The organism is Pseudidiomarina sp. WS423 (genome assembly GCF_050750165.1).
GTDB classification, from domain to species: domain Bacteria; phylum Pseudomonadota; class Gammaproteobacteria; order Enterobacterales; family Alteromonadaceae; genus Pseudidiomarina; species Pseudidiomarina fusca.
Map to the genome: position 1 here is coordinate 361,483 of NZ_JBOJLN010000001.1, position 23,165 is coordinate 384,647.

Below are 23,165 nucleotides of genomic sequence, written 5' to 3' on the forward strand. Positions count from 1 at the left end.
GCCAACTATGACATCATTCAGAGTCCATCCGGCGGTGATTTCCGCAGCATTATTCACTGGATTAGCCGCCACTGCGACCATCGGCGCTTGGGGGTTGTTGACCAACCTCATCAGCCCTCCCACGGGCTTATTTGATCGCATGCTTTCTAACACCTCCGCAGTTATTTGTGTGGCCATTGCTGCGGCGTTATTGGGGCTGTTAACTGCACGACGTTGGCTGCAAATATCCGCAGGTGCGGTGATTGTTGGCTTCGCCTTACATAGTCTATTGGTACACTCAAGCTTAAACCGCGTATTGTTTATGCCGTGGCTCGCCAACTACGAAGCTGTGTTATACACCCCCATGGTGGCCTTGTTCATGTTGCTTGGCACCATGCTTATGCTCAATCCTCGCGGCATAGTACAGCGGCTGTGGGTGCGCACCCTAGCGTTGGTGGTGATCATTGCCAGTAGTATTATTTTAGTCGCTCATTTTGATTCTCGCGGCTTTATGATTTTTGGCCCGCATCCCGATATTACCGGGGTTGCAGGTATTCTTTTATTACTCATTGGGATTGCCTTTTTACTTGCCAGTCATCGCCAAGCACCCCCTATTCGAATGCCTAATCGCACCGCCTCCACTCTAGGTGGTTTAGCCGTATTTATTACCTGCTCAACATGGTTTTATATGGGGCAAAGCCATTTGCAGTTAATTCAAACAGCTGCTGATAATGGCCTACAACGGGTTGCAAAAGCTCGGATTCAAATGGCCCATGTCAATGTTCAACTACTTGAGCGTATGGTTGAACGCTGGCGGGTAGCAGATGATCGGCTCGCGATTGATATGCAACAATCAGATGTGCAGGCCTACATGCGGGATATCCCTCATATCTTATCGATTTCGTTACTCGACGCCCAAGCACAACCGCTCTGGCGCTTTGACCGCGATGATAGTTTTGCCCTAGCAGCGGAAGTTCTGCGTGATGCAGAAGTGCAACAATGGTTGGCACAACAACCTCAACAAACTCAGTATCTCATCCCTCCCCTGCGTTTTGCCAAGCGTGATCTACCCGCCGTGGCACTGCTGTTGGTGCCGGTAAATCGAGTGAGTAGTCAGCCGGGCTACCTACTCACTACGCTTAATTTGAACAGAATGATGAACCCTGATACGCGGGTGTCAGATGATGAAATTAAAATCTATACGCAGCTGGGTAGTGGCTTTGTGCGTAGTTTTGACGAGGGCAAGCCATCTCATGGCAATGAAGTGGTGCTCGCTTCCACGTTACTTGAGATACCTCACGGGCCAAACTTAACCCTAACGGCTACTTTACATAGCTTTGCTGACCTCAATCGTGCTGCCGGTATGCGTAGCGTCATTGTGGCCTTGGGCCTATTGTTTAGCATGGCCTTTTTGCTGATGTTTCAACAAAACCGGCTGATGCGTGAACAGCAGTTGTCACTCGGCTTAAGCGAACAGCGCTACCGCTCGCTGTTTGATAACAACCCAGACCCAGCCTTTTCGTTAGATATTAATGGCTGCCTCAGTCAGGTGAACGATGCTTTCTGCAAGCTGTTGCAGTTGCCTCGCGAACGATTACTTGGCATGCATTACAGAAAGCTGATACCAAGCAGTCAGCATCCATCGGTTGCTGCTTTGTTTGAACAAGTGCTAGCTGGCCATAGTCAGCGCTACGAGGTCACCGCCATCGCTGCGCATGGGCAAGAGATAGACTTAGATCTGACCAACCTGCCCATCAAAATAAACGAACACATACTGGGTACCTTTGGGGTCGCCAAAGATATTACCCAAACCAAAAAAGATGCTGAACAACGGCTGCTGCTTAGTCGCGGCATTGATAGTGGCGTCAATGGTATTGTCATTGCAGATGCGAATGTGATTGGGTTCCCAGTGGTTTATGTGAACAAAGTGTTCCAACAGATAACAGGGTATTCCTATCACGAGATCGTGGGGAAGAGCTGTGCTTTGTTACAAGGCCCTGAGACCGATCCAGTTACGGTTACCGAAATCGCGCAAGCGCTGCGTGAAAAACGAGATTTTCGTACGCAAATACTTAATTATCGCAAAGATGGTAGTAGTTTCTGGAATGAATTATACCTGTCGCCAGTACGAGATGAACAAGGCAACGTCACTCACTTTTTGGGAGTACAGCATGATGTTACTGAACAGGTTGCAGATAAAGAGCAACTCGCCTATCAGGCCAGCCATGATGCACTCACTGGTTTAGCCAACCGCTTCAGTTTAGAGCAGCACCTACAAAGCTTAGTGCAGCGTCAACAACAAGGGCATGCGCCAGGTACTTTGGCCGTGTTATTCATCGATTTAGATGGCTTTAAGCCAGTGAACGACAGTCTTGGTCTCAAAGTTGGCGACACGATTCTGAAACAGGCGGCTGAGCGCCTGCAGCGACTTATTCAAGCTCCGCATTTTATCAGCCGCTTTAGCGGCGATGAGTTTGTTGCTGTAATCAGCGAAATTGAGGATACCAGCACGGTAACAAGCCTAGTTCAACAGCTGATGGATGTGATTGATGAACCCTACCATGTCGAGGGCCACAATATTTACATTTCAGCGAGTATTGGGGTGACCTATTACACTCGGAAGATAAAGCAGCCGTTAGAATTGATTCAGCAAGCTGATATAGCCATGAGCCAGGCTAAATTACAGGGCCGCAATCACTTCCAGATTTATCAAGCCGCCAACAATGATAACTATCAAGCGAATGTTATTTTACGGAGTGAATTTCAGCAAGCCATTGATGATGATGCGTTACAGCTTCATTACCAGCCTATTATTGATTTGCATAGCGGCCGCGTGGTTACCGTTGAGGCGTTGATGCGTTGGATAACTCCAGATGGCAGGTTCATTTCACCGGGCGAGTTTATTCCACTGGCTGAGTCTACCGGACAAATTATTCCAGCTGGGCGTTGGGCGCTGCGTAAAGCCTGCACCGATGTGCACGAGATGCAACAATTTGGCGCTATCCGAGTTGCGGTAAACTTATCTGCTTTACAATTTCACCGTGCTGACTTTTTCGACCAGGTACAGAACATTCTCGAGGAAACGGGCACCCCTGCCGATCTCCTCGAATTAGAACTGACTGAGAGTATTCTTATGGAGAACTCACATCATACCATCGAGGTTCTGCAGCGCCTTAAAGAGGTTGGTATTCGAGTTGCGATTGATGATTTTGGCACAGGCTTTTCTGGGCTGAGCTACTTGAAGAAGCTCCCGGTTAGCAAACTCAAAATTGACCGTATTTTTGTGCAAGACATAGACCAATCTGCAAGTGATCAGGCGATCACTGCTGGGGTCATCAATATGGCCACCCAGGTTGATATGGAAGTGATTGCTGAAGGTGTCGAAACCCTAGCGCAAATTACTATGCTCAAACAGCTAGGCTGCGGCTACATTCAGGGTTTCTACTATGCCAAGCCTATGCCGTTAGAAGAGCTTAAAGTTTATTTGGCTCAGCACGCATAAGCAAGATTGTTAAAGCACTTGTGATGGCCTAAAAAAAGCCCCACTCAGCTACACTGGGCGGGGCTTTTGCGTTAAGAAAGCACTATCATTACGATGATTTCAAGTCGTCATCATGCTGCTCTAAATCCCAAGGTAAGCTCCCTGGTGAGATATGCATAAACTGCAAGTAATTTTCAAATTGATTAATCACGTCGTTAATAATATCGCCCGGCTCATAACCGTATAAATCATAAGCTTGTCCACCTTGGCGCAGGAAGACTTCAGCTCGATAGTATTCACGATCCTTACCATTCGATTTATCTACCGCGAATTGGGGGCGTTGATAGGCACGCATCCGCACTTCGTAGGTAAAATCTACTTCATCGTCTTTTTGTACGCTAAAAATAGCCCGGATATTTTCGGTATCAAAGCTAGTCTCGGCCTGCCATTGCTGCCCTTTAAGTTCTTTTGCAACATCACCTAAACTTTCCATTACGGTGTGCTCAATAAACTCTCGCACTGCTTGTTGTTTAGGAAAATCAACGACTCCGGCTAAGCGCTTCTTCCAATAGGATGGCCCTGCATGAACCCCACGACGGTGGGTACGCATCGCGCTTTTCAAGCTAGCATGCTGATGTCCCTCTATCACCAACGCACGCCACATACCAAACGCTGCAATAAGAATCACCACCGCAAAGGGTAAAGCACTGGCAATAGCTGCGGTTTGTAGCGCTCCTAGCCCTCCAGCAAGCAATAACACCCCTGCCACAAGCCCCTCTGACGAGGCCCAGAACACCCGTTGCCATACCGGCGTGTCAGTTCGTCCACCGGAGGCCAACGAGTCGATCACTAACGAGCCCGAGTCTGACGAGGTAACAAAGAAAGTAACAATCAATACCACCGTGGCAAACGACAAAATATTTGTCCAAGGTAAGCGTTCATATAACTTGAATAACGCGATGGCTTCATCGTTTTGCACTTCAGTAATCAAGGTTGTGTAACCTTCGTTCATAATTAAATTCAATGCGGTGTCACCAAATACGCTGAACCAAAAGAACGTAAACATGGTAGGCACAAACATCACCCCGAACACAAACTGACGGATGGTTCGGCCACGACTAATACGCGCAATAAACAAACCAACGAATGGCGCCCAAGCAATGGTCCAGCCAAAAATAAATAAGGTCCAGTTACCAATCCAATCGCTCCGTGAATAAGCCTGCAAGTTAAACGTTCGCTCAACAATATTGTTCAGGTAGGCCCCGGTGTTTTGTAAATAGGTCTCCAAGATATGGACCGTTGGCCCAGCAAAAAATACAAATAACAATAAGAAGAGCACCAACACCATATTGACGTAGGAGAGTCGTTTAACCCCTTTGTCTAGACCCGCTACCACCGATAAAATAGCAAACACAGTAATCACCGCAATAGCGATAATCTGCACGGTTGAATTGATCGGAATATCGGGCCACAGATAGTGCAAACCAGCGTTAATTTGAATCACCGATAAACCCAAGGTGGTAGCAATACCAAACATGGTCCCTAGAATGGCAAAGGTATCGACGGCATGCCCAGCTGGACCATGGATTTTCTCGCCGATGAGTGGATACAAAGTAGAACGCATCGACAACGGCAGACCATGACGGAAAGAGAAATAAGCTAACACCAAACCAACCAAGCCGTATATAGCCCAAATATGAAAGCCCCAGTGAAAGTAAGCTATTTGCATGGCTTGCTTAGCAGAATCGACCGTCTCTGGTGCCCCCATCGGCGGGCTTGCATAATGCAGCACCGGCTCAGCCACCCCGAAAAAGAGTAAGGCTATGCCGTAACCAGCCGAAAACAGCATGGCAAACCAAGCCACAAAACTGTACTCAGGTTCTGCATGATCAGGCCCTAGTTTTATTCGGCCCCACTTGGAGACAGCCACCACAACAATAAAAACTAAGAAAATAGCGACCGCTAGCATGTAGAACCAGCCAAAATCAGCGGTTATCCAGGCCAACACATCACTGAACACCTCGCCAGCTAGCTCGGGATTACTTAGGGTGCCTATGACTAACAAGGCGATGACGGCAACAGCGGGTATAAAGACCGGTGCCAAAATAGCGGAGTTCCACTTCGCTTTGGTTGCGGACATAAATCCTTTCTCCTGTAAGTTGTTTCTTTTTACCCTATGCGTAAAGCGTTAAAATTTCAAATAAACTTAGTTTCTGCTAAATTAGTCATTCACGTAAAAACCCAACTAGATACCCCTTAACCAGCGAGCCTCTGCCATGCTAAATAGCTTAAAATCTTGGTTTAATCCACTATGGCTAGGACCGTTAGCGGCACTTGTGAGCTATCTCTTAGCCCAACACTGGGGGCAGATACCGGCGCCAGCGGCTTGGACCTTAGCCACCACCATTTGGGTGGCTTGGTGGTGGATTAGCGAGGCTCTCCCATTACCAGTAACCTCGTTGCTACCTTTTATTTTGTTACCTTTGGGCAGCGTCGCGAGCGTCAATGAGGTCTCAGCCGCCTTAGGTAATCCCATCATTCTGCTGTTTATGGGTGCTTTCATGCTCGCCAAAGCAGTTGAGGTTAGCGGTGTGCATAAACGCATTGCGCTTGGTTTAGTGAAGCGTCTTGGCGCTAGCAGCGGGCGGCGTATGGTATTTGCCTTTATGTTAGCTACTGCTATTTTATCGATGTGGATCTCTAACACGGCGGCCGTGCTAGCGCTCTTGCCAGTCGCTTTAGCATTGGCCGAGGCTGCGAATGATCATAAATTTCAGCGTGCGTTGCTACTAGGATTAGCTTATTCAGCTTCATTAGGTGGCGTCGCTACCCTAGTCGGCACCCCGCCCAACTTAATTTTTGCTTCGGTTTACGAGAGCTATACTGGCACCAGCTTTGGTTTTTTACGTTGGCTACAAATAGGGTTACCCTTGGTCATTGTCGGTATTCCTGTCATTGCTTGGTGGTTAACGCGCTCACTCAGAGGTAGCGTTACGCTCCACTTAGCCAACCTGCCAACCATGCAAAGTAACGAGCGCCGTGTGTTATGGATATTTGGCGCCGTCATTGTACTCTGGATAACTCGTACCGCTCCTTTCGGTGGCTGGACCGATTGGCTAGGGCTGGCTGGTGTTGGCGATGCTACGGTCGCTTTCGCTGGAGTACTAGCACTTTTTATTGTGACCGACAAGCAGGGCTCACCGTTGCTCACATGGCAGGATGCGGTGGCTATTCCATGGGGGATTTTGCTGCTATTTGCCGGTGGTATTGCGCTCGCCCAGGGGTTTGTTTCAAGCGGGCTGAGCGATATTATCGGACAAGCCTTAGTTGGGCTTGGAGGCTTGCCTCTGTGGCTCTTGATTCTGGCCTTAACTTTGGCGGTAAGCTTCTTAACTGAAGTGACATCCAATACCGCCACCGCTACTTTGTTGATGCCGGTCTTAGCTGCTACTGCAACCGCTTTAGAATTACCCCCAGAAGTGCTGATGATTCCTGCGGCGATTGCCTGTAGCTGTGCTTTCTGTTTGCCCGTTGCAACACCGCCAAACTCGATTGTGTTTGCATCCAATCAAGTCACCATCAAAAATATGGTCCGCGAAGGCCTGATGTTGAATATTATCTTGGCGGTGCTTACCACCGCCTTGGTACTGGTGCTGGTATAAACTGCGGGCCAAAGCCCGCAAGCTTAGCGCTTGAAGTGCTGCACACCCATATAATCAGCCACGTTGATATCAAATGGGGTTTCTTGTTTGAGGTAATCTGACATGGCCTCAAGACTATCAGGCTCACCGTGCACCAAGAAGATCTGCAACTGTGGCGGTAGCTTGGAGGCCTTCAGCCAATCGCCTATTTCACTGTAGTCGGCGTGTCCTGACAAACCGTTAAGCTGCCGAATACGGGCTTTCACGGGCAACCACTCACCGTGCAGTTTGATTCGCTCAACGCCCTGCACCATCTTGGCGCCACGTGTGCCACCAGCCTGATGGCCAGAAAACAAGACGGTTGCGCGATGATCCCCCAGCCAATGTTTAAAATGATGCAAGATGCGCCCACCAGTAGCCATCCCACTACCAGCAATAATGATATGAGGCCCAGTTTGCTGTGCTATTTGTTTCGAATCTTCTACATGCCTGGTGTATTCAACTCCTGCTGCAGCCGCATAGCATTGCTCGGCTGTTAAGCGGTGATACTGATGAAATTGTTGATACAGCTCAGATGCATTGATAGCCATTGGACTATCCAAGAAAATCGGCATCCGAGGGATCTTTTTTTGCTGCATCAGGGTGATCAGCATATGCTGCAACAACTGAGCCCGTCCTACCGCAAAACTTGGGATCAGTAACACCCCACCACTGCTGGCGGTTTCGTTTACGACGTCAGTTAACTGTTGCCAAGGGTCTTCCGGATCATGGCGCCGATCGCCATAGGTTGCTTCTAATAACAAAACATCTAATTCAGGCAGTGGCTCTGGCGGCATCATTAAGATATCGTTAGGCCGCCCAACATCTCCGCTAAAACCAATCCGCACGCCATCAGCCTCAGCAATGACACTAGCAGCTCCAAGAATATGTCCTGCTGGTCGTAAACTGAACTGAATATCGCCAATACTAAAAGGTTGATGAAACTCAACCGGCTCAAGCAGTGTTAAGGCTGCTTCTGCTGTGGCTTCATCGTACAAAGGTTCTGGATTTTGGTGTTTGCTTAACTTATGGCGTTTATAGAACTTTGCGTCTTCTTCTTGGATCTTGCCGCTATCAGGCCATAAGAGGCCACATAAGCCAGCAGTAGCAGCATGAGTAAACACGCGGCCACGGTAACCTTCACGATACAACAAGGGTAAAAAGCCGGAGTGATCGAGATGAGCATGAGTAAGCACGACCCCGTCAACATGATTAATCCCTAATGGTAGCGGCTGCCAATTGCGCCGCCGTAGCCATTTGTACCCCTGAAACATCCCACAATCAATCAGCACTCGAGTGGTGGCAGTTTCGAGCAAATACTTAGAGCCTGTTACCGTTTCGGCTGCACCTAAAAAGGTTAATCGCATACATACTCCTTGGCTTAAGAAAGGCGAATCGGCTGCTCCGTATTCGCTAAAGCAACCAGTCAATTGGCAGCAGCGCTAGGGTCTTCATGCCCATGCGACGCCACCAAGAGGTGCCTGGTTCGCTATGATATTGACTTATTTGACTACCCAGACGTTCTTGCCAAACGAGTTTCGCTCGCTGGGCATGGACATGTGGTTCTAACACTAGACTATAAGCGTAGTTGGGTACAGTTTCAACAAAGGCATCATCAATACGTTTCGCCAAAACTTCACTGTGAATCACAAACCCTAGCTCAGTGTTCAATTGCGCAGAGCGTGGGTCAAAGTTAAACGAACCTAAAAACACCCGTTGTTGATCGACGCTGAAGGTTTTTGCATGCAAGCTTGATGCTGAGCTACCTAACCGCTCTTTCCCCTTCAGCCGCTGCCGTCTTAGTTGACGTTCTTTTTTGCGGGCTAACGGTGAAATTCGCTGTAATTCAAATAATTCAATCCCTGCCCGCAGCAGCGGCTTACGCCACTTAGCATAACCAGAATGCACCACTGCCACATCGGTTGCTTCTAGCGCATTGGTTAGAATTGAAATATGAACACCACGAGCTGCCATCTCTGTGAGCAGTTTAACCCCAGTTGCAGTTGGGACAAAATATGGCGAAACCAAGCGTACCCGCTGCTGCGGTTGCCCGATCACTTCTTGTAACTGCTGACTCAACAACTGTCGCCCACGCGCCCGCCCCATGATTTTACTGGGCGCATCGGCCACAAGTTTGATATCACACCAGACAAACTCAAGCTGGTGTTGGATTAACTGCTGCACAAAATTAGAATCCCGTAACGCTTGCATGTAATGCTGGGCCTTCGGATCTTGGCTCACCTCGTGCGCGCGTTGTGCCAGCAGGCTCAGTTGCTGTGGCTTGGTTAAGGTGATGAGTTGATTGATAGGTACTGCTGCTGAGCATTGCCAATAACTTTCAAACTGGCTGACAGCATGATCCACGACTGGGCCAACCATGACGGCATCTAAATCAGCAAAGAGACGATCATCAGTGGCGCCAAAATATTCATCGCCAATATTACGCCCACCGCTTACCAACACCTGCTGATCGACAATAAGAGCTTTGTTATGCATGCGCCGGTTTAAACGCCGAAATTCAAGCAGATAGTTGAGCCACCGTGGGCGCCGCAATTTGAGTGGATTGAACAGCTTGATCTGAATATTTGGATGGCGCTGTAAGCCAAACAAAATGGCATCTAGCCCAGCGGTATTGTGGTCATCTAACAGTAGCCGCACTTGCACCCCGCGGTCGGCAGCAGCATGCAATTCTTCGAATAATAAGGTACCGGTACGATCATGTCGCCAAATGTAGTATTGCAGATCAAGGCTATGTTGAGCTTGGCGCGCCAGCCACACGCGGGTAGCAAAAGCATCTGGCGCTGCCACTAACGGCAACACCCCGCTTAAGCCAGGATGTTGCCGTTTCAGCGTTTGTAACGGGGTAGCATAAGCGGACGGCTGAGGTGCCGAGCTAGCTGCGTTCATGGTGCTTTCGGTGGCTTCGCGGTCAGGTCTGTATCAGCCTGATCACCCGTATTGGTGGTGGCTGCTTGGTCCTCATCATTAGGTGCCAAAGCACCGCGACACAACCGGCAATCACCACTATCCTCATCGGCTATCATGCTTTCAACGTAGCGCATTTTGTGCTTAGCTCGGCCACGATTGGCACTCACCTGATACACCCGATGCCGCTCATCCTCACTACTGTTATGGTCATCGTTCGTTGCAGCTGGTTGCTGGTGATTATCAACTGTCATGATGAACTCCTTAACCGGCTTGTTAACCGGCAGATTTACTCTTTTTTAATGCCGCTTGTACGGCTTCTGCGCGAGCTGCTCGAGCGCTCTCGTCGTGATGTAACTGCCATCCGACTAGATTGTCGCGAACCAACTGAGCTAGCGCTTCAATATGCTCAGGTTCAGCATTCAGAGCTGGAATGTAACCATAATTTTCGCCGCCAGCTTCGATAAAATACTCACGATTCTCTTCGCCAATTTCTTCAATGGTCTCAAGACAATCAGCCGAGAAGCCAGGGCAAACCACATGAATGTTCTTAACCCCCTGCCCCGGTAATGCTTTTAAGGTAGCATCAGTGTAGGGCTGCAACCACTCTTCACGACCAAATCGTGATTGAAAGGTCGTCACGTATTGGTCCTTGCTTAAACCAAGTTGCTCAGCGATTAATCGCGATGTTTTATGACACTCACAATGGTAAGGGTCACCTTGGTGCAAGTATTTTAAAGGAACGCCATGATAGCTCAGGACTAACTTATCAGGCTTACCATGGTGTTGCCAGTAACGCTCAATCGATTGAGCAACTGCTTTGATATAAGGCGCGTAATCGTGATAATGCGCAATAAACCTGAAATCTGGTAACCATCGCCGCTGGGTAAAATCTGCCGCTATTGCATCAAAGGTTGAGCCCGAAGTTGCCGCCGAATATTGCGGATACAAAGGCAACACCACCAGTTTTCTTGCGCCCTGCTCAAACAGCGACTGTAAACCTTGCTGAATGCTTGGGTTGCCATAACGCATGGCAAATTCCACCAACACATCGTCACCATAATCACGCGCTAACGCCTGTTGCAAAGCTCGCTGTTGATCTTGCGTATGGAACAGTAAAGGCGAACCACGCTCGGTCCAGACGGTTTTATAGGCGGCCGCCGAACGCTTAGGGCGAATCACCAAAATCACTAAATTAAGAATCAACCACCATAATAAGCGAGGTACCTCAACCACACGAGGATCCGACAAAAACTGGCGTAGATAACGTCGCAGTGATGGCGTATCGGGCGCATCAGGAGTACCAAGGTTGGTGATAAGCACACCGATTCGATCCCGTTGTTGATGGCTAAATTTGGGGCTACCTGTAAATTTCATTGGCTGTTCTCCTAAGACCACAAGGCCACTTTGTTGCGAATTTCACCACTTTCAATCCATTCCTGTAGCTGCGCTGCTAGTTGCTGTCCCTGCTGTACTGCTTGCTGCCAATAAGCAAAACGATCAGGAACCGACAACTTAGCAAAATCTGTACGATCTGGAATTTTGCCATAAGGTAATGACGCAATGAATTCGTCTGTTGGCGTGATTAAGATCACATTAGGCCATTGTTTACCATGCGTACGCCGCCAGCCTAAGTTCTTATCAAACCAACCTGGTACCACCTGTTGATGAAAATGCGGATACAGCACCAATCCTGGTACGGCAGACAAATCGACATCAAAATGATAATCCGTAATACCGCCATCGCGATAGGTACCTGCTGGAGCCCCAATAATATCTTTTACTCCAGCCAAGACCATGGGAATGGAGCCCGTTGCTAGCAAGGCTGGTTTAAAATTTTGCTCGCTTAACGGAACATGTACCGTCGGCATATCACGCCAAGCGCGACTAAACTCAGCACTTGCATGCGGATGATGAAAAACCACCCGCTCATAAAAGCGTCCCAACCACTTACGGCTAACGCTGTTGGCGGCGGCAGAGCCTAATAATCCCAGCAGTTGACGTTTGCCTTCGTGCGCCGTAAGTCCACGACAACGAGTCACGATCCAATGATGATGAAATCGATCCTGTTGTAAAATATCAGCCACTGCGGCATCAGGAATGTACTCATGCAATAACTTGCGTGCCTCTTCGGTGATTTCCGCAACATCAGGTTTAGCACTGTAAGTTTGGCTTCGGTACAAGCGACAAAACAAGTCACTTGCTGCAACAGGATCTTGCTGGCCTAAACTGGCGAAACGCCAAGCGCCAGCGGAAGTTCCTAAAGTATTCAACGGACGCTGCCGTGCGGCAAAGAAATCACCAAAGAAATAGCGATCTAAGCCTTGCAATATAAACCACTTAGGCCCACCAGAAGCACCAAGCAACAACTCAATATCTTGTTGTCGCAACCCCTGTTCTTTAATCTGCTGCCACGCCTGTCGTCCAGCTCGTACCCGAATTAAATCGCCTGCCATGATTCACTGCCCTGTAATACAACCTAATGATTTTTGATAATTTATGCTTCGAGTATACCTGAATTAATACCCCAAGGCAGCCCACTGTCGCACCGATTGCGGCAATCTGCTATGCTTGCCGATAACTTCTAGAATGAACCGAAATGAGAGTTTTTGATGAAATTAATTTCTTTTAATATCAACGGTCTTCGTGCCAGATTGCACCAGCTACAAGCTTTAATCGACAAACACCAACCCGATGTTATTGGGTTACAAGAAACCAAAGTTCATGATGAACAATTTCCGCTCGCAGACGTTGAGGCGATGGGCTATCACGTGGTCTTCTTTGGCCAGAAAAGCCACTATGGCGTTGCCTTACTCAGTAAAAAACCACTCACTAATGTCCAGTACGGCTTTGCTGGAGACGCTGAGGATGCACAACGGCGCATGATTATGGGCGACTATGAAAGCGACGATGGTCGTAGTGTACGCATTTTAAATGGTTATTTTCCGCAAGGCGAAAGCCGTGACCATCCGTTGAAGTTTCCGGCTAAAGAAAAATTCTATGCCGATTTAATGGCTTACTTAGCCACACAAGATCCTAGCCAACCTTTAGTTGTGATGGGGGATGTAAATATCTCTCATCAAGATTGTGATATCGGGATTGGTGCCGATAATGCTAAGCGCTGGTTACGCACCGGCAAGTGCAGTTTTTTACCGGAAGAACGCGAGTGGCTTAATGGCGTCCTAGATTGGGGCCTGGTAGATACCTTCCGCACTCGCTATCCAGATAGCATGGATCAATTTAGTTGGTTTGATTATCGCTCACGTGGCTTTGATGATAACCGCGGGTTACGCATTGATTTAATCTTAGCCACTGCGGTGTTAGCTGAGCAATGCATTGATAGTGGGATTGACTATGAATTACGCGGCATAGAAAAACCGTCCGATCATGCCCCTATTTGGTCTACCTTTCAGTTCTAAGATTGCTAATGCTGATCCGGTGGTAGCTCCTGCAGCGCCTTACGGATCAGCTTAGCCAAATCCATGTAGCGCGGCTCTGGCCGCGGCTGCACCTGCAATTTTTGCGTTAAATCTAAATACCAATGCTGTAACCGCGCATCCAACTTGCTGTTGGCGCGTTTACCCAGCCAGTACCAGCCTTGAAACGGCAAACTCAGCATAAATAATGAGGTGACGATGCCTTGCGGTTGCATCGCCTGCCCTTGTAACTGCCACTGCAACACAAAGTTCAGCACAGCTAGGGCTGGCATCCAGCGCGCAGCTAAGCGAACCGCTGGAACCACTCGTGATTCCGTCATGGCTGCTACTACTGAATGTTTAGGCCAGATGGCAGCATAAGCTTGGCCATCTTTAAAACTCTGCCAAAAGGATTGGCTCATAGTCAGGATACTCTTATTGATGCTAATGAGTTAACGCACCGCGTTCATCCAAGTCGCTGGTGAAAATACTTTAGATAAACCTTGACAGATCATTCTTCAGACAAACTGGTCACTATTCAACCATAAAACTTTTGCCATGATTTTCAATGGCTTACTTAGTTCAAAGCAGCTAACCCACAGAGTTATCCACATAATTTGTGGAGAATTCACAGCGCCTTTGCCAGAATGTCGTTATAGTAGATCAATGCTGCGATGAACACTACAATAGTAGAATAACTGGTAACACTAAACGATAACAAGAGACCTTATCCATGAGCCTTTCTGTCTATGGCATCACCAATTGTGACACCGTGCGAAAAGCACGCAAATGGTTAGAACAACACCAAATAACCTATCGCTTTCACGATGTGCGGGTCGAACCCGTCGCTAGCACCACTTTAAGTAGCTGGCTACAGCAACTGGGAGCGGATGCTTTAGTCAATAAGCGCAGTACCAGTTGGCGAGAATTAACCAGTGCCCAGCAACAAAGTGTGAAACAAGGCGACAATGACGCTATCGTTGCCTTGTTACAGCAGTATCCCACACTAATGAAACGGCCTTTGCTAGCACAAGAAGACCGCTACTTGACTGGTTTTAATAGTACTGCTTGGCAACAATTTTTAGAGCTTACCCCATGAGTACCATTGAATTAGCTTGTGAGCTTATTCAGCGCCCCTCGGTAACCCCCGCCGATGAAGGTTGTCAGGAGCTTATTGGGAGTTATCTGCAACCGTTAGGGTTCAAATTGGAGTCTATGGTGTTCGCTGATACCACCAACCTGTGGGCCCGCCGTGGTACCAAGGCTCCGTTATTCTGTTTTGCTGGGCATACCGATGTGGTCCCAGCTGGAGCAGAACATGCGTGGCGCTTCCCGCCTTTTGCTGCTACTCGCCACGAGGGCTATTTGTACGGCCGTGGGGCTGCTGACATGAAAGGCAGTTTAGCGGCGATGGTTAAAGCCACCCAACGTTTTGTGCAGAAACACCCGGATCATCAAGGTAGTATTGCGTTTCTACTTACCAGTGATGAGGAAGGCCCGTTTATCAATGGCACGCCCAAGGTCATCGAGACGTTAGAAGCGAGACAAGAGAAGATCGACTGGTGCCTAGTAGGAGAGCCCTCAAGTACAAACCACGTCGGCGATGTTGTAAAGAATGGCCGTCGCGGCAGCCTCACTGGTGATTTGGTGGTGTTTGGTATTCAAGGTCATGTGGCTTATCCCCATTTAGCCGAAAATCCGGTACACAAAGCCGCTGTTGCCATCGCCGAGTTATGTGCTGAACATTGGGATGATGGCAATCAGTACTTTCCACCTACTAGTTTTCAGATTTCCAATCTGCATGCTGGCACCGGCGCCGGCAATGTTATTCCTGGTGAATTTCATCTGCAGTTTAATTTCCGTTTCAGTACTGAAAGTACTGCCACAAGTTTAAAACAACGGGTTATCGCCATTCTAGATGCGCACGACCTTGATTACTCATTGCAATGGAAGCTAAACGGTGAGCCTTTTCTTACCGAATCAGGACGCTTACTAGAAGCAACCGAAATGGCGATCACGGAAATCACGGCGCGCACAACTGAGTTATCTACTGCTGGTGGTACCTCGGATGGCCGTTTTATTGCGCCAACGGGTGCCCAAGTGATTGAACTAGGCCCGGTGAACGCAACCATCCATAAAGTAAACGAATGTGTTAAAGAACAAGATCTGGAACTTCTCACAGATATTTATGAGCGTATTCTGGAGCACCTTCTATGCTAACGGCAGCGCAACTTACCGGTCGTACGACAAGTCACTTAGAGGCGTTACCTGATGCGCCGCAGGTGTTGTTACAAGCACCGGTGGCCGCAGCCTTTACCGCCATGCAAAAGGCTGCGGCAAGTGCCGGCATTGAAGTTGCTGTTGCTTCGAGTTTTCGTGACTTCGACCGACAGCTAAGCATTTGGAATAGAAAGTTTTATGGTGAGCTCCCCATTTACAATGACCGTGGCGAACAACTAGCTACCGAGCATTTAAGCCCTGGGGAAAAAGTCGAGGCGATTTTGCTTTATTCTGCCCTACCCGGCGCAAGTCGCCATCATTGGGGCACGGATATAGATGTGTACGACCCACGCCCCTTTGCTGCCCATGAGAGCAAGCTACAGCTGGTTGCTAACGAGTATCAAGAGGGCGGCCCCTGCTATTCCATGTGGCAATGGCTACAGAGCCATGCACAAGAGTTTGGCTTTTTCTTTCCCTACGCTCGTTATCAAGGTGGGGTGGCAGCTGAACCTTGGCACATCAGCCATGTTGAATGTGCTGCAGCCGCACAACAACAATTAAGCAATGAGCTATTGCGACAAGTCATAACTGAGGCTGATATTGCTGGTAAAAGCTATATCTTGGCGCAGTTAACTGAACTAAAACAGCGGTATGTCGATACCATCTGTAGCCCAGAGGTGACAGGAGCCAGCGCATGGTTTGGATAGCCTTACTTATCGTTTTTGGTATTGTCATTGGCAATATCATGCTGTTACGCCATACCGCACCTATGAAAATGCCGCCGAAAGTAGAACACTCGCAGCGGCATGATGACGATTGGGATAGTGATAAAGACGCTTAGTTACAGTGGCACACCTAAACGTGATGCCACTTCTTCGTAAGCTTCAACCACCCCACCTAAACCTTGGCGGAAGCGATCTTTATCTAGTTTTTTGCGGGTTTCTTTATCCCATAAACGACAACCATCAGGGCTAAATTCGTCGCCTAAGACAATATTACCAGCGCTATCAACACCAAATTCAAGTTTAAAATCTACCAACAACATGCCAGCCTCATCAAACAAGGCTTGCAATACTTGGTTCACTTTAAAGGTTAATTCCTTCATCTTGGCTAATTGTTCGGCGGTGGCCCAACCAAAACTGATCGCTAAAGATTCATTGATCATAGGATCATGCAACGCATCATTCTTCAGAAACTGCTCAAAAGTAGGCGGATTTAGCTGTTGCCCTTCGGTAACCCCAAGACGACGTACTAACGACCCGGCGGCATAGTTACGAATCACACACTCGACCGGAATCATGGTAAGTTTTTTGACTAGGGTTTCAGTATCACTCAATACCTGATCCAATTGAGTGGGGATGCCAGCGGCCTCAAGTTTGCTCATAATAAAGTTATTAAACTTATTATTGACCATACCTTTACGGTCTAGCTGCTCTACTTTTTCACCATCAAAAGCTGAGGTGTCATTGCGGAATTCAAGAATCAAGCGGTCTGGGTTATCCGTGGTAAACACAGTTTTCGCTTTTCCGCGATACAATTCAGTACGTTTTTCCATGAGCAACTAGGTCTCCAAGCAGGTGTAAGAAGCGCCTATTATAATTCACTTTGGCGTTTAATTTCAGCAGCTACAGGCGCAAAAATTCGATTTAACTCAGCCGCGCTAAAAGCTTCGCCGTTGGTGAAGAAAGTTAACGTGGTACGACGTCTATCACCGGTCACTTTTAACTCATAACTACCATTGGCAATATCTAACTTGCCTTCTTTGCTACTACGCCAAAAAGCTAGGCTTGAAGCACCTGACTTGTCTTTATCGTAATCCAAATAGTAGCGGCCCGTAGACTGATTCAAGTCATCAATTTCAAAGCCCAATTCTTCTACGACGCTGGCCATTAAGGTCCAACTGAAGTTAAAGCTAGCGCCCAATACCATCGCTGGCGAGCCTTCATCATCAAAGCCTGTATCAATCGCTAAAGTACCGTCTTCGGTTAAGCTGCCGACGCCTTGATATTGCATGATAGCAATTTCACTAACTACTTGGTTTAACAACCCTGCAGCGGCATCACGATCTTGTTTAGAGGCAAGTACCTCACCAATAGTTGGACCCTTATCTTGCCGCTCTGCAACTTCAACCAATAAGGACGCAGTGCGACCGTGTGGCGCAGTTTCCATGATTAAATTAAAGCGCCGTTGAACTTGCAAGGGCGTTTCGTTCTCACCTATTTGATACTGAGTGGTTAGCCAATCGGTACTAATCACTTGTTTATCTTGGGTGGCTGCTACTCCAATATTACGCGCTTGTAACCCTTGCAATGCCGAGTTCCACACGTAATCAGAAATATTAGTCATCCCCTCAAGCTCATCAAAGTAAATGCGTGGCAGTTGCTCGGTTTCTTCTACCCGGCTGCCATCAGCTAAGGGCCAAACCACTACTGGTGCATTAATATCGACTTCAGTACCAATAGGCTCACTCGCAGGTACCGGTGGGATCTCGTAACGGTTAGTGCTAACCGGCTTGTTTAAACCATCAGCGGCTTGTAATTCTGGGCGTTGCTGCACATTTGTGTATTCGAACGATCCTTGCGCTTGCCCGGCTGGGGTGTAACTGCATCCAGCAGCCATGGCTGCACTGCAGCAGGCCAAGGCGATTAATTTTAATTTCATTCTTACTCCGCTTTGATTAATCCAGCTTGTTTTAGTATGTGTTCGATATGTTGTTGCTGCGGAAGTTCCGGCTCAGTCATCGGTAATCGATAAACTGGGCGTAATTTATCCATCAAGGCTAGTGCCCACTTAACTGGTATCGGGTTTGCTTGTACAAACATAGCTTCGTGCAATGCAGCCAACTCGCTATCAATACGCTCAGCTTGCTCGCGCTCACCCGCTACCGCCGCACTAATCATCTGTTTCATTTGGGCTGGCACAACGTTCGCAGTCACACTGATAACCCCATGACCACCTCGCAACAAGAATTCACAGGCAGTAGGATCGTCACCACTCAATAAAATAAAATCTTTGCCGCAAAGTTCTTGCAGTTGTGCCACTCGTGTTAAATCACCAGTAGCTTCTTTGATACCGACAATATTCGGGATTTGAGCCAGTTCAGCCACTTGTTCGGGTAACAAATCGGCCGCGGTTCGCCCAGGCACGTTGTACAGTAACTGTGGCAAATCGCTGGCTTGAGTACAAGCCGTGTAATGAGCAATAAGCCCGCGCAACGAAGGCTTGTTGTAATAAGGATTCACATTTAAAAAGCCGGCCAAAGGCAGATGGCTCATGCGCTCAGTTAGATTGACCGCTTCCGCGGTAGAGTTCGAGCCGTTACCAGCAATAACTGCAATACGCCCTGCGGCGATTTCAGCAACTGCACTGACCACATCGACATGTTCGTCGTGACTCATAGTCGCGGCTTCACCCGTAGTACCCATGGCAACGATACCATCGGTACCAGCCTCACAATGCCAGTTAACTAAGGCTTCTAATTCTGTGTAATCAATATTGCCCTGTTGCGTAAATGGCGTCACCAGCGCAACAATACTGCCTGTTAGCATACTATCCCCTCAATCTCATTCTGATTTCCATGGTACTTTTACCACCCTCTAAACACAAGCGCTGGTTCATCTTTGCTGATTGCTCTTTGCGCTCCTGCGGCGCATCTTTTATGATGAGTATCGTATTCTCACTCATGTATGAACTAGGAGCGCAGTATGAAGCCATTAGCGGCAGGTGCAAAAGCCCCACAATTTACGTTACTTGATGCCCAACAAAACGAGGTTGCCTTAGCGCAGTTACTGCAGCAACAACGTGTCTTAGTCTATTTTTATCCAAAAGCCATGACCCCAGGTTGCACAGTGCAGGCGCAGCAACTACGCGACCACCAACAACAATTTGCCGCCCATAACATCACCGTCGTAGGTATTAGCACGGATGCGCCGACTCGTTTAGCAAAATTCAGCGAACGTGATCAGCTCAATTTCACCTTACTTAGTGATGAAGATCATCAAGTGGCCGAAGCCTTTGGCGTTTGGGGTGAAAAAAAGTTCATGGGTAAGGTTTATGATGGCCTTCACCGCATGAGCTTTTTGATTAACCAAGATGGGACTATCGCCCATGTCTTTGATAAATTTAAAACCAAAGATCATCACCAAGTGGTCCTCGACTACTTAGCTGATGCCTAACTGTTAGCCTCTTGGTCCGCTAACTTTGTTTCAGTAGCCACGGTTGGCGGCGATCGTAAGGCGGTAATCACCGCCTTCACCAAGCTAGCTAGCGGAATAGCGAAAAACACGCCCCAGAATCCCCAAAATCCGCCAAATACTAAAACTGCAGCAATGATGTAAACCGGATTAAGATTCACCACCTCAGAAAATAACAAAGGCACCAACACATTACCGTCGAGCGCCTGAATCACCAGATAAGCAATCATCACCCAAGCAAACATGGCACTCCAGCCAAACTGGAACAAGGCCACCAGCATCACAGGTAAGGTAACTACGGCAGCACCTATGTAAGGAATAAGCACTGAAAAACCAACCAACACACCGAGTAATAGGGCATAGCGCAGATCAAATAAAGTGAAACATAAATAACTCACCACACCCACTATCACCACCTCAACGGCTTTACCACGAATGTAATTCATGATCTGTAGGTTCATTTCATCACTTACTTGAGAAATAAGGCGGCGATTATTGGGCAAGATGGCGTTGATGTGATCCAAAAGCTGCCGTTTGTCCTTAAGCATAAAGAACACCAGTAATGGCACCACAATCAAATAAATGAGTAGTGCCATGGCGCCCACGAGACGGCTAAGGGATTGGCTGAGTAAATTCTCACCAAACGCGAGCAGTTTCTCGGTGGTGCTTTGCACATAATGATTGATATTAGCCTCGCTAATGTAGCCAGGAAACATCTCCGGTAGACGGTTAAGCAATACTTTGAGTTGGCTAAGCATTTGCGGCAGCTCGGCCACTAACGTCACCGTTTGTTGCCAAATCACTGGCACCATGAACAGCAACAAGATAATAAAGACACCTATAAAGCCGGTATACACCACGAGTACCGAGGTTAACCGGGGTAATCCGGTTTGTAGTAGCCGCTGCACCGGCCATTCAAGCAAATAGGCTAACACTAAGGCAACAATGATAGGGGCTAGGATATCCCCGAAAAAGATAATGACAGCAAAACTAGTCACTAATAATAGGAATAAGGTAACAGCATCAGGATCTGAGAACTTGCGGGTATACCAGTCTTTTAAGTATTGCAACATGTTCAAGTTTCCTTGCTAAAAAGCCTGTTAGCGTTTGCAGTTGCTTGTGAGATATCACATGATAGCTGGGTCGGGCTAAGAGTTACAGTAGCTGAACTGAAATTCACGGAACCTTTTCAGTCAACTAGACTCATAGCTACATCATTTAAGGTAAGAAATCATGCAGTTGAAGCGTCATTTAGCACTATCTAGCAAATCAAAGACATCTCCTAAAGCAGCGCTCAAGACGAGTGCCGGGGCTTTCAGTGCGATAGCTTTAAGCTTACTTTTAAGTTTATCGGCAACCACCTCGACCCCAGTTAGCGCCCAAGACCGGCTGCCAGAGATAGGTACCGCTGGCGCAGGGGTGATGTCGATTGAACGTGAGCTTATTTATGGCGATCTTTATATGCGACAAATACGTGCATCGGCGCCACTTATTCACGATCCGGTATTAGATGAATACCTGCATGATATGGGCAGCCGTATGGTTCGGGTTACCGACAATGTGCGTTTCCCCTATACTTTTTTCTGGGTAAATAATGACGCCATTAACGCGTTTGCCTTCTTTGGTGGGCATATTGGTGTGCATACCGGATTAATCGCTGCTGCCCGCACTGAATCTGAATTAGCGGCGGTAGTAGGTCACGAAATCGCCCACGTCTCGCAACGTCACATAGTGCGAAATATGGAGCGTATGCAGGCTAATTCCGCTACCACTATGTCAGCTTTTCTAGGGTCTTTATTATTGGCAGTGATTAACCCTACCCTAGGCATGGCGGCAATGACCACCACCACGGCAGGGGCGCAACAGGTACAAATCAACTACACTCGGCAATTTGAGCAAGAAGCCGACCGGGTCGGTATCGATATTCTTGCGCGAGCGGGCTTTGATCCAAACGGCGCGCCCGATTTCTTCGGCCGCTTAGCAGAGCAGTACCGCTACGCCACGCGCCTGCCGGAGTTTTTGCAAACCCACCCTTATACTGAATCACGGGTGGCTGACACGCGGCAGCGAGTAGCGCTAATGCCAAGAGTGGTTAAACGCGATGAACAGCAATTCTGGTTAGCAAAAATACGAGCCGAAACCAGACATTTACGGCAAAAATCTGAAGCTGAATTGCAACGAGCTATGAGTTCTAATGTTGCTGAGTATGCAACTGCAGCTCGCTACGGCTTGGCGATTTGGTATCTCGACGACAATCAGCACCAGCAAGCAGCCGCAACGCTGGCACCTTTGCTGCAAGCAGACCCACGCAATACGTTCTATCTTGATGTGCAAACGGATATTTTATTAGGGCAAGAACGCTATGACGAGGCTTTAAGATTGCTAGAGCAAGCCTATATGCGACAGCCTAATGAACGTACCATTACCTTAAACTTTGCCAACGCCGCGGTAAAAGCGCGCAAGTTTCAACTAGCTATCGATTTACTGCGTGATTTTTTACAACGCAATCCGCAAGATATCGTAAGTTTAGATTTACTCTCTACGGCCTATCGATTAAATGGCAATATTAGTGGCATGTACGAAGTGCAAGCAGACTTGGCAGCGCTGCATGGTGCTTTCGATCAATCGATTAATTATCTCCATAGCGCCCACAAGCAAAACGCACACGACCTCGACAAACGCCGCTTACAAGCTCGCATCGATAAACTCATGGAGCAGAAGCGGCAAGTTGACGAGCTCCGTAATTAATTCAAATCGGTGGCGTTTTTCAGCGATTGAATGGTTTGCTCACCTAATAACGGCCCTTTTACTTCACCCGCTGGGGTGACAATATAAGTAGCTGGTAACGCATTCGGGGTGGCGAACGGCAAATTCGGCAAGGGCTGATTTTGAATGAGAGGAAACTCAATACTGTATTGCTCTCGCAAGGCAGCAAGCTCGACGTTGTCTAAGCCATCAAAACTCACCCCGTAAAGGCTCACTTGGTCGCCGTACAAATGATGAAACTCATTAAGTTCAGGGAGTTCGCGCAAACAAGGCGCGCACCATTCTGCAAAATAGTTCACCACTACATAACGTCCTTGCAGCTGTTGCCATTGCTCTGGTCCATGTTGATCTGAATGGAAATCAGCCTCCGGCTCGTTGCTACAGGCCGTTAACGTGAGTGCAAGCAAGGCCACACCTGCCAGTTGTCCTGCGCCTTTCAATAATCGACAAACCATATGCTTTCCCTTAAGCTATTGCGTAATTTACTCTTATTCTTGTTATACGT

The 23,165-nt window shown here is 48.0% G+C and carries 21 protein-coding genes; 9 read left to right on the forward strand and 12 right to left on the reverse strand.

What is annotated here, in order from left to right:
- Positions 1-7 precede the first annotated feature (7 nt).
- A complete protein-coding gene (locus tag ACQ661_RS01715; RefSeq protein WP_431667426.1) occupies positions 8-3,481 on the forward strand; it encodes an EAL domain-containing protein in 3,474 nt (1,157 codons plus the stop codon).
- Between the two features lie 88 nt (positions 3,482-3,569).
- Here ACQ661_RS01715 and ACQ661_RS01720 read toward each other — a convergent pair whose 3' ends face one another.
- Positions 3,570-5,600: a BCCT family transporter gene (locus ACQ661_RS01720; protein ID WP_431667427.1), complete on the reverse strand. Its 2,031-nt coding sequence runs from the start codon at positions 5,598-5,600 to the stop codon at positions 3,570-3,572.
- A gap of 136 nt (positions 5,601-5,736) precedes the next feature.
- On the opposite strand from ACQ661_RS01720, the gene ACQ661_RS01725 reads away from it, so the two are divergent.
- A complete protein-coding gene (locus ACQ661_RS01725) occupies positions 5,737-7,122 on the forward strand; it encodes an SLC13 family permease (RefSeq protein WP_313932196.1) in 1,386 nt (461 codons plus the stop codon).
- A 23-nt stretch (positions 7,123-7,145) separates the two neighbouring features.
- On the opposite strand, the gene ACQ661_RS01730 is transcribed toward ACQ661_RS01725, so the two are convergent.
- Genes ACQ661_RS01730 through ACQ661_RS01750 form a run of 5 tightly spaced genes read right to left on the reverse strand, consistent with a single transcriptional unit; the run spans position 7,146 to position 12,521 of the window.
- A complete protein-coding gene (locus ACQ661_RS01730; protein WP_313932195.1) occupies positions 7,146-8,507 on the reverse strand; it encodes an MBL fold metallo-hydrolase in 1,362 nt (453 codons plus the stop codon).
- Between the two features lie 46 nt (positions 8,508-8,553).
- On the reverse strand, positions 8,554-10,047 hold the full coding sequence (locus tag ACQ661_RS01735) for a phospholipase D family protein (protein ID WP_431667428.1): 1,494 nt from the start codon (positions 10,045-10,047) through the stop codon (positions 8,554-8,556).
- On the reverse strand, positions 10,044-10,319 hold the full coding sequence (locus ACQ661_RS01740) for a hypothetical protein (RefSeq protein ID WP_153826071.1): 276 nt from the start codon (positions 10,317-10,319) through the stop codon (positions 10,044-10,046). The genes ACQ661_RS01735 and ACQ661_RS01740 overlap by 4 nt, the downstream gene beginning before the upstream one ends.
- A gap of 22 nt (positions 10,320-10,341) precedes the next feature.
- Positions 10,342-11,442, reverse strand: a complete 1,101-nt coding sequence (hemH, locus tag ACQ661_RS01745; RefSeq protein WP_153826070.1) for a ferrochelatase — start codon at positions 11,440-11,442, stop codon at positions 10,342-10,344.
- Positions 11,443-11,453: 11 nt separating this feature from the next.
- Complete coding sequence (locus tag ACQ661_RS01750) at positions 11,454-12,521, reverse strand: alpha/beta hydrolase (protein ID WP_153826069.1); 1,068 nt, start codon at positions 12,519-12,521, stop codon at positions 11,454-11,456.
- 156 nt (positions 12,522-12,677) lie between these two features.
- Between ACQ661_RS01750 and xthA the strand changes: the two genes are divergently transcribed.
- The gene (gene xthA, locus ACQ661_RS01755; RefSeq protein ID WP_153826068.1) at positions 12,678-13,484 is read left to right on the forward strand and encodes an exodeoxyribonuclease III; all 807 of its coding nucleotides are present in this window, start codon (positions 12,678-12,680) and stop codon (positions 13,482-13,484) included.
- A 5-nt stretch (positions 13,485-13,489) separates the two neighbouring features.
- On the opposite strand, the gene yfbV is transcribed toward xthA, so the two are convergent.
- Positions 13,490-13,903 (reverse strand): terminus macrodomain insulation protein YfbV, encoded by a 414-nt coding sequence (gene yfbV, locus ACQ661_RS01760; protein WP_153826067.1) that lies wholly within the window; start codon positions 13,901-13,903, stop codon positions 13,490-13,492.
- A gap of 311 nt (positions 13,904-14,214) precedes the next feature.
- Between yfbV and ACQ661_RS01765 the strand changes: the two genes are divergently transcribed.
- The 4 genes from ACQ661_RS01765 to ACQ661_RS01780 are packed head-to-tail and all read left to right on the forward strand — an operon-like array spanning position 14,215 to position 16,542.
- The gene (locus tag ACQ661_RS01765) at positions 14,215-14,580 is read left to right on the forward strand and encodes an ArsC family reductase (protein WP_153826066.1); all 366 of its coding nucleotides are present in this window, start codon (positions 14,215-14,217) and stop codon (positions 14,578-14,580) included.
- On the forward strand, positions 14,577-15,701 hold the full coding sequence (gene dapE / locus ACQ661_RS01770) for a succinyl-diaminopimelate desuccinylase (RefSeq protein ID WP_431667429.1): 1,125 nt from the start codon (positions 14,577-14,579) through the stop codon (positions 15,699-15,701). Before ACQ661_RS01765 ends, dapE begins: the two co-directional genes overlap by 4 nt.
- A complete protein-coding gene (locus tag ACQ661_RS01775; RefSeq protein ID WP_431667430.1) occupies positions 15,695-16,408 on the forward strand; it encodes a M15 family metallopeptidase in 714 nt (237 codons plus the stop codon). Before dapE ends, ACQ661_RS01775 begins: the two co-directional genes overlap by 7 nt.
- Positions 16,396-16,542 carry a DUF2897 family protein gene (locus tag ACQ661_RS01780; RefSeq protein ID WP_110075301.1) on the forward strand — a complete coding sequence of 49 codons (147 nt, stop codon included), beginning with the start codon at positions 16,396-16,398 and terminating at the stop codon, positions 16,540-16,542. Before ACQ661_RS01775 ends, ACQ661_RS01780 begins: the two co-directional genes overlap by 13 nt.
- Here the strand turns inward: ACQ661_RS01780 and purC are convergent, their stop codons facing one another.
- Genes purC through dapA form a run of 3 tightly spaced genes read right to left on the reverse strand, consistent with a single transcriptional unit; the run spans position 16,543 to position 19,249 of the window.
- A complete protein-coding gene (gene purC / locus ACQ661_RS01785) occupies positions 16,543-17,256 on the reverse strand; it encodes a phosphoribosylaminoimidazolesuccinocarboxamide synthase (protein ID WP_431667431.1) in 714 nt (237 codons plus the stop codon).
- Positions 17,257-17,294: 38 nt separating this feature from the next.
- The gene (gene bamC / locus ACQ661_RS01790) at positions 17,295-18,362 is read right to left on the reverse strand and encodes an outer membrane protein assembly factor BamC (RefSeq protein ID WP_431667432.1); all 1,068 of its coding nucleotides are present in this window, start codon (positions 18,360-18,362) and stop codon (positions 17,295-17,297) included.
- A 2-nt stretch (positions 18,363-18,364) separates the two neighbouring features.
- Positions 18,365-19,249: a 4-hydroxy-tetrahydrodipicolinate synthase gene (gene dapA / locus ACQ661_RS01795; protein ID WP_153826061.1), complete on the reverse strand. Its 885-nt coding sequence runs from the start codon at positions 19,247-19,249 to the stop codon at positions 18,365-18,367.
- Positions 19,250-19,405: 156 nt separating this feature from the next.
- Between dapA and bcp the strand changes: the two genes are divergently transcribed.
- Positions 19,406-19,876, forward strand: a complete 471-nt coding sequence (gene bcp / locus ACQ661_RS01800) for a thioredoxin-dependent thiol peroxidase (RefSeq protein ID WP_369742386.1) — start codon at positions 19,406-19,408, stop codon at positions 19,874-19,876.
- Here the strand turns inward: bcp and ACQ661_RS01805 are convergent.
- On the reverse strand, positions 19,873-20,967 hold the full coding sequence (locus ACQ661_RS01805) for an AI-2E family transporter (protein WP_313932189.1): 1,095 nt from the start codon (positions 20,965-20,967) through the stop codon (positions 19,873-19,875). The two genes, bcp and ACQ661_RS01805, sit on opposite strands and share 4 nt — an antisense overlap.
- A 160-nt stretch (positions 20,968-21,127) precedes the next feature.
- Here ACQ661_RS01805 and ACQ661_RS01810 point away from each other — a divergent pair, with 160 nt between their 5' ends.
- A complete protein-coding gene (locus ACQ661_RS01810; RefSeq protein ID WP_431667433.1) occupies positions 21,128-22,642 on the forward strand; it encodes a beta-barrel assembly-enhancing protease in 1,515 nt (504 codons plus the stop codon).
- Here the strand turns inward: ACQ661_RS01810 and ACQ661_RS01815 are convergent.
- Entirely contained in the window at positions 22,639-23,115 is a 477-nt protein-coding gene (locus ACQ661_RS01815; protein WP_431667434.1) for a TlpA family protein disulfide reductase, read from the reverse strand. The two genes, ACQ661_RS01810 and ACQ661_RS01815, sit on opposite strands and share 4 nt — an antisense overlap.
- Between the last annotated feature and the right edge of the window lie 50 nt (positions 23,116-23,165).

What these genes read in the sequence shown, in the direction of transcription:
- ACQ661_RS01715 (WP_431667426.1), top strand. Translation starts at nt 8, where the DNA reads ATGACATCATTCAGAGTCCATCCGGCGGTGATTTCCGCAGCATTATTC.
- ACQ661_RS01720 (WP_431667427.1), bottom strand. Translation starts at nt 5,600, where the DNA reads ATGTCCGCAACCAAAGCGAAGTGGAACTCCGCTATTTTGGCACCGGTC.
- ACQ661_RS01725 (WP_313932196.1), top strand. Translation starts at nt 5,737, where the DNA reads ATGCTAAATAGCTTAAAATCTTGGTTTAATCCACTATGGCTAGGACCG.
- ACQ661_RS01730 (WP_313932195.1), bottom strand. Translation starts at nt 8,507, where the DNA reads ATGCGATTAACCTTTTTAGGTGCAGCCGAAACGGTAACAGGCTCTAAG.
- ACQ661_RS01735 (WP_431667428.1), bottom strand. Translation starts at nt 10,047, where the DNA reads ATGAACGCAGCTAGCTCGGCACCTCAGCCGTCCGCTTATGCTACCCCG.
- ACQ661_RS01740 (WP_153826071.1), bottom strand. Translation starts at nt 10,319, where the DNA reads ATGACAGTTGATAATCACCAGCAACCAGCTGCAACGAACGATGACCAT.
- hemH (WP_153826070.1), bottom strand. Translation starts at nt 11,442, where the DNA reads ATGAAATTTACAGGTAGCCCCAAATTTAGCCATCAACAACGGGATCGA.
- ACQ661_RS01750 (WP_153826069.1), bottom strand. Translation starts at nt 12,521, where the DNA reads ATGGCAGGCGATTTAATTCGGGTACGAGCTGGACGACAGGCGTGGCAG.
- xthA (WP_153826068.1), top strand. Translation starts at nt 12,678, where the DNA reads ATGAAATTAATTTCTTTTAATATCAACGGTCTTCGTGCCAGATTGCAC.
- yfbV (WP_153826067.1), bottom strand. Translation starts at nt 13,903, where the DNA reads ATGAGCCAATCCTTTTGGCAGAGTTTTAAAGATGGCCAAGCTTATGCT.
- ACQ661_RS01765 (WP_153826066.1), top strand. Translation starts at nt 14,215, where the DNA reads ATGAGCCTTTCTGTCTATGGCATCACCAATTGTGACACCGTGCGAAAA.
- dapE (WP_431667429.1), top strand. Translation starts at nt 14,577, where the DNA reads ATGAGTACCATTGAATTAGCTTGTGAGCTTATTCAGCGCCCCTCGGTA.
- ACQ661_RS01775 (WP_431667430.1), top strand. Translation starts at nt 15,695, where the DNA reads ATGCTAACGGCAGCGCAACTTACCGGTCGTACGACAAGTCACTTAGAG.
- ACQ661_RS01780 (WP_110075301.1), top strand. Translation starts at nt 16,396, where the DNA reads ATGGTTTGGATAGCCTTACTTATCGTTTTTGGTATTGTCATTGGCAAT.
- purC (WP_431667431.1), bottom strand. Translation starts at nt 17,256, where the DNA reads ATGGAAAAACGTACTGAATTGTATCGCGGAAAAGCGAAAACTGTGTTT.
- bamC (WP_431667432.1), bottom strand. Translation starts at nt 18,362, where the DNA reads ATGAAATTAAAATTAATCGCCTTGGCCTGCTGCAGTGCAGCCATGGCT.
- dapA (WP_153826061.1), bottom strand. Translation starts at nt 19,249, where the DNA reads ATGCTAACAGGCAGTATTGTTGCGCTGGTGACGCCATTTACGCAACAG.
- bcp (WP_369742386.1), top strand. Translation starts at nt 19,406, where the DNA reads ATGAAGCCATTAGCGGCAGGTGCAAAAGCCCCACAATTTACGTTACTT.
- ACQ661_RS01805 (WP_313932189.1), bottom strand. Translation starts at nt 20,967, where the DNA reads ATGTTGCAATACTTAAAAGACTGGTATACCCGCAAGTTCTCAGATCCT.
- ACQ661_RS01810 (WP_431667433.1), top strand. Translation starts at nt 21,128, where the DNA reads ATGCAGTTGAAGCGTCATTTAGCACTATCTAGCAAATCAAAGACATCT.
- ACQ661_RS01815 (WP_431667434.1), bottom strand. Translation starts at nt 23,115, where the DNA reads ATGGTTTGTCGATTATTGAAAGGCGCAGGACAACTGGCAGGTGTGGCC.